Source organism: Planktotalea frisia, from assembly GCF_001890925.1.
Classification (GTDB): Bacteria; Pseudomonadota; Alphaproteobacteria; order Rhodobacterales; family Rhodobacteraceae; genus Planktotalea; species Planktotalea frisia.
This window is the reverse complement of record NZ_MLCB01000042.1, coordinates 1-6825: the sequence shown is the minus strand read 5'-3', so window position 1 is coordinate 6825 and position 6825 is coordinate 1. Positions and strand designations below refer to the sequence as shown.

Annotated in this window: 2 protein-coding genes; both read left to right on the top strand. The window is 44.5% G+C overall.

The window, feature by feature from the left end; all coding sequences use genetic code 11:
- The first annotated feature begins 59 nt into the window (after positions 1–59).
- Positions 60–6620 (top strand): VCBS domain-containing protein, encoded by a 6561-nt coding sequence (locus PFRI_RS02565; RefSeq protein WP_342742258.1) that lies wholly within the window; start codon positions 60–62, stop codon positions 6618–6620.
- 1 nt (position 6621) lies between these two features.
- A partial coding sequence (locus PFRI_RS21475) for a hypothetical protein (RefSeq protein ID WP_217653404.1) occupies positions 6622–6825 on the top strand: 204 nt, incomplete at its 3' end.

Genomic DNA, 6825 nt, shown 5'->3' with positions numbered 1-6825 from the left:
GGGTTAAGCCGACCTACGCACTTGCTAAGTTAGCAGGCTCGGATCATGCAGCATTTAGCATCAATCAAGCTACGGGTGAGCTATCGTTCAAAACGCAGCCCGACTATGAAACTAAAGCTTCTTATAGCGTCACTATCTTATCCACTGATGAGGGTGGGAAGACGCTCTCAAAAACATTCACAATTGCGATAACAGATGCCAACGACGCGCCGACGTTGACGGTTCCGACGGGTGGTTCTGTGACAGAGGATGCAGTAGCGAGCACGATCACTGGTAGCCTGACCAGTTCTGATCCTGAGAATGCTACGCTGACGTATCTGATGCCTGGTAAGACGGCTGTTGATGGAAGTTACAGCGTCACTGGTACGTATGGAACGTTGGTTCTGAATGCGTCCACGGGTGCTTATACATATACGTTGGATAACTCAGCGAGCGCGGTTCAGTCACTTGGCGTAAGCAGTTCTGAAACCGAGACGTTCTCTGTTCAGGTTACGGATGGAAGTAACACGCCGACAGCGCAGAACCTGAGCTTCACGATCAAAGGCGCGAATGATGCGCCCAGTTCAGTTGCTCTGAGCAGCACGAGTGTTGTTGAAAACTCTGCTGGTGCGGTTGTTGGTGCTTTGAGCGCGAGTGATGCAGAAGGTACTGCAGTGAGTTATACCATTGCCGCAGCGGGCGATGGCGCTTTGTTTGAAGTTGATGGCTCGAACAATCTGAAGCTGAAGTCTTCAGTTACGGCTGATCTTGAGACGAAATCTTCTTACAGCGTAACGGTTAATGCGACTGATGGTACTGCTACGACCTCTAAGGTGTTTAGCATCTCGGTTGGTGATGTGAATGAAGCGCCGACGTTGACGGTTCCGACGGGTGGTTCTGTGACAGAGGATGCAGTAGCGAGCACGATCACTGGTAGCCTGACCAGTTCTGATCCTGAGAATGCTACGCTGACGTATCTGATGCCTGGTAAGACGGCTGTTGATGGAAGTTACAGCGTCACTGGTACGTATGGAACGTTGGTTCTGAATGCGTCCACGGGTGCTTATACATATACGTTGGATAACTCAGCGAGCGCGGTTCAGTCACTTGGCGTAAGCAGTTCTGAAACCGAGACGTTCTCTGTTCAGGTTACGGATGGAAGTAACACGCCGACAGCGCAGAACCTGAGCTTCACGATCAAAGGCGCGAATGATGCGCCAACGATAGCTGTTTCTGGTCTTACATCTATTGCAGAGAACTCGGTTAATGCAGTTGCCGCTACTGTTAGCAGTACTGATGCAGAGGATGGCACACTTACGGTTGGTTTAAGTGGCAATGGGCGTGACGATGCAAAATTTGAAGTTGTTGATGGTAAACTACGGATTAAAACATCTGCTGACTATGAAGCACAGGATACGTATCGTGTTCAGCTTAAGGTCACGGACGACGACAATACTGTCGTTCTGAAAAACTTAGAGTTCAGTGTTAAAGACAGTGCTGAAGATGTTGGTGGTAAGGTCGTGGATGGTTATGTGGCTGGAGCTACAATCTTCCAAGATTTGGATAATGACAATATTCTTGATGCAGGTGAACCGTTTACGGTGACTTCTTCAACTGGTGAGTTCACTCTTTCTGGTATCATTGCGTCCAAAACAGCATCATTAAAGATGATCTCGGGTTTTGATATTGGAACAAACGCTCCAATTGTTACCAGCCTTGGAGTTCCGACAACTGCCTCTGGAAACGTCATCGCATCGCCTGTTGGGACGGTGACTTCACTTGCGCAAGCCAATGATACAAGTGTTGGTTTAAGTACATCAGTGGATCGTGTGGCGACGTATTTTGGGGTTACAGAAACCTCGCAAGCGAACTTAGACATTATCAATGACGATCCTCTTTTAAGCCTTAAAAGCAGTGATGCGAATGTTGTTGCTGCTGCTCGAGATGTGTTTGAAGCCAACCAATATGTTATGGCACTCGCACATGGTGCTGAGAGCCTTGGGGCATACACAGCCAATCAAGTCGATGCCTTGGTTCAGCAAGCACTTGTAGCTGAGGGTTATAACGGTGTTCCGACTTTAGCTGGTACCGCCACATCAACTTATCAGAAAATTGGTGCAGATGCGTTTTTAGACATCGTCTCGGATCGTATTGTTGCTCCTGATGCTGTTACGACTGAGAATGCATTCCAGCTAAGTGACGTAGAAGTTGTTTGGAACGATTATGATCCAGATACGGGCGTGACAGTTCAAAACCGTGCTCAGTCTTCCACGACCAGCGGTCAGTTGGCTTTGTCCAACACAGCTAATCTCAATCTGCAGAACCTTCTGAATGCTGCAAATGAAAGCGGGGAGTACAACACTCCAACGCTAAGCTTCGCTTTGGATAAGATACCTACGGGTTCAGGCTCTGGGGCAATTACATTTAAGATTGTTGATGGGTCTGACGCGGTTCGCGATGATAATGAACGCTATATTGAGCTAGAGGTTGCCGTTAATTGGGAAGGAACAGGCGATAGTGCTCAGATTACAGTTCCTGTTCAAACAGCTAGTGGACATTACATCTCGGCAAGTTTGGGGCGTGTTGATTTTACGATTGCGAACTTAGATAGCGACACCATCTCTGTGGCGTCTGGTGGGGTAAACTATCCGTCCACACTGGATGTGAAATTTGCAAGCCTCATTAACAAACTGGAAGGTGTTGGCTCTAAATCGCTCCTAAAGGTTGGTGGTTTTAATCTAACGGTTGAAACGACCCTGCCATTGGCTGACAGCAGTGCGTCAACGATCACATCTATTAATACGAACGTGAACATTGTGGATGGGTCTCCTGTAACGGCGTTTATATCAGATGCTGCAGCACATGAGGGTGACAACACTCCTACGGCTGTTGTTCAACTCAACCGAGCACACAGTGAAGACATAACCTTGAACTACACAATTTCTGCGAAATCTGGAGATACGGCATCTGCTGGCTCTGATTTTACGGCGACGACTGGAACAGTTACCATCTTAGTAGGTCTCACGTCTGAGACGATTGCGTTACCAGTTTTGAATGACAACGTGATCGAAAGTGATGAGAGCTTCTCGGTGACCCTTTCTGGAATGTCTTATGGCTCTATCGCTCGCGATACAGCGTCTGTCACTTTGACTGACAGCACGCGTGCGCTTGGATCGACGGGTGAGGTGAACTTCCTCGCGACTGAGACGATGGAAAAATACGTTGCAGATATTACGACTGAGATTGTTGCAAAGTATAACGCATATTCCGTTGAAAATAGCTCAGGCTGGAGCATCAATGGTGATGTGATTAAGGGTTATATCGATGGATATGTACCTGGGCTTAAAGTAATTGTTGGAACATTTTATGACCTTGTTGCAGCAGAAGTTGTAAAGGCAGCAGCGAATACGGATATTGAGCAGTTTGCGAGTAATCTGATGATTGCTAACGCAGCTACTAAGCTCTTTGATCCAATCTCTTATTTGGGTGTGCAGGTAAATGGGGATGGGACCTATGTAAGTGGTAAATCCCTCAGCACGTTACAAAATGCGATCTCTGCTGATTATGCCACGTTCATCTCGCTTTCCACTGACACGATTGGTGATGTTTTTGGTGAAGACACGGCCACTAACTTTGCGAACGCGACCGTGTCTATTCTAACAACAGGCAACGATACTGAGACGCTCAGCGCATCATCTGAGATCATCGCGACGTTTGATGGTGTTGATACGATCAAAGCGGGTGGCGGCAATGATAAAGTCATTGGCGGCAAGGACGTAGATACATTCTACGGCGAAGCTGGGAACGATCATCTCTACGGCTACTCAGGCAACGATGTTCTTGATGGTGGAGATGGTAATGACAAGATTGTTGGTGGCTTAGGGGATGACACAATCTCGGGCGGTGTGGGCGATGATTATGTTCTCGCCCAAACAGGAGATGATACAATCTCAACAGGAACAGGCACAGATCAGGTCCTTGGTGGCTCAGGCGATGATGCCATTACGATTGACGGTACTGGTAATAAGACGATTGATGGTGGGGCTGGAACGGATAGAGTTATTCTCTCACAAAGTGGTGTTACTGGTTTTGATGATTTTACCATCAGTTATGCAAATTCTACATTATCAATGGCAGCTTTAAATGGTGATATACTTACTTTAAGCAACATAGAAGAGATTGCATTTGGAAGTAATGTTTATACTTTCTACGAACGGAGTTCGTCAGGTTATACTCGTAATAGTTTTATAGATTCTACGAACCAAACTATTTATAGCGTAGATAATTCTGACACTTCAGTTACGTCTTCTTTTAGCAATACATCATTTGGTAGTTGGGAGATATCCAACTTTGGATTTACTACATCGGCAAATGTAAGTGTGAACGGTTCTAGCCAAAATCAGTATATCTTTTTAGGAGGTACTCGTTCTGAATTTACTGGTTCATATGAAGTAGATTTAGGGGGTGGAAATGATCGTTTAATTCTTGTTCCACTTAACTCAGATAGTATCGATATGGGTGCAGGCGATGATTATGTTAGGATAGAAGTTAATGCTTCTTCTTTTTCAACGCCAGATTGGGCAAGTTTTTCTAGTTCTCTTTTAGATGGGGGGGCAGGCACAGACACTCTTTCATTTATGGAAAGCAAAACAGGTGGAGCTACACTTACTTTGACGTCAGGTGGAGCTGAAAATTTTGAAAATATTGAGGGGACTTTATATCGAACGACCAATACAGGTGATACTATTATTGGTGACTCCAATAACAATTCTATTTTTGGTTTGACTGGTGCTGATATTTTGTATGGCCGAGATGGTGATGACATAATTTACGCAGAAACGGTTGTGAGTTACGATTCTGGCAGAGTTTATGAAGCAAGTGAAAATAACTATGATGATAAACTTTACGGCGAAGGTGGAGATGATATCTTAGTTGGGAATGCGGGTGACAACACTCTGGATGGTGGCACTGGCGCAGATACCATAACGACGGGTAGTGGCTCTGATACCGTTATTTTGCGAGCTGGAGATGGCGGCACTGAACTTACGGATGCTGACATCATCACCGACTTTACGGATGGTGTTGATGTGCTTGGGCTTGATAATAATCTTCTGTATACTGAGCTGACTAGGGCACAAGGTACTGGAAGTTATGCTAATGATACAATTATTTCTATAACAGACACTGCAGAAAACCTTGCTATATTGAAAGGTATAAGTGCGTCAGATGTGAATTATTTAGATTTTGCATCTATGTCTACTGGCAATCAAAATTTTACAGGTACAATTGGTGATGATGTATTTATTGGTGCGGCGGGTGTTGATACAGTTACAACAAATATTGGAACAGATATTGTATTAACCTCATCAGGCGATGATGCCATTACGATTGACGGTACTGGTAATAAGACGATTGATGGTGGGGCTGGAACGGATAGAGTTATTCTCTCACAAAGTGGTGTTACTGGTTTTGATGATTTTACCATCAGTTATGCAAATTCTACATTATCAATGGCAGCTTTAAATGGTGATATACTTACTTTAAGCAACATAGAAGAGATTGCATTTGGAAGTAATGTTTATACTTTCTACGAACGGAGTTCGTCAGGTTATACTCGTAATAGTTTTATAGATTCTACGAACCAAACTATTTATAGCGTAGATAATTCTGACACTTCAGTTACGTCTTCTTTTAGCAATACATCATTTGGTAGTTGGGAGATATCCAACTTTGGATTTACTACATCGGCAAATGTAAGTGTGAACGGTTCTAGCCAAAATCAGTATATCTTTTTAGGAGGCACTCGTTCTGAATTTACTGGTTCATATGAAGTAGATTTAGGGGGTGGAAATGATCGTTTAATTCTTGTTCCACTTAACTCAGATAGTATCGATATGGGTGCAGGCGATGATTATGTTAGGATAGAAGTTAATGCTTCTTCTTTTTCAACGCCAGATTGGGCAAGTTTTTCTAGTTCTCTTTTAGATGGGGGGGCAGGCACAGACACTCTTTCATTTATGGAAAGCAAAACAGGTGGAGCTACACTTACTTTGACATCAGGTGGAGCTGAAAACTTTGAAAATATTGAGGGGACTTTATATCGAACGACCAATACAGGTGATACTATTATTGGTGACTCCAATAACAATTCTATTTTTGGTTTGACTGGTGCTGATATTTTGTATGGCCGAGATGGTGATGACATAATTTACGCAGAAACGGTTGTGAGTTACGATTCTGGCAGAGTTTATGAAGCAAGTGAAAATAACTATGATGATAAACTTTACGGCGAAGGTGGAGATGATATCTTAGTTGGGAATGCGGGTGACAACACTCTGGATGGTGGCACTGGCGCAGATACCATCACAACAGGTAGCGGTTCGGACCAAATCATCCTCCGTATTGGCGACGGTGGCAGCGAACTCTCTGATGCAGACATCATCACAGACTTCACAGATGGGAGTGATGATTTTGGTTTCACCACAGGGCTTTCTTTTGGCGAAATTAGTTGGGCACAAGGTTCCGGAGACTATGTCAACGATACCATTATTAAGGCTGGTTCCGAATACCTCGCAATCCTACAAGGGATTGATGCAGATTTAATCTCTGAAGCTGACTTTGAACCCGTGGATTTTGCCTAACATGTCATCAGAAAATCATCTAACGACTTCACCAAAGGTTAAGACAGGTTTCGGCCTCTTAGCTTGCTTTATTCTAGTCGGCTGTCTTGGGACTAACAAACCCAAGGTGGAGCCTTTTCAGCCTGATCCTGCTCTTACCTATGATAAGCCAGCACCTCTCGAAACCCACTCATCAGCCTTAGTTAAAGCTATTGTAAGCACGCCA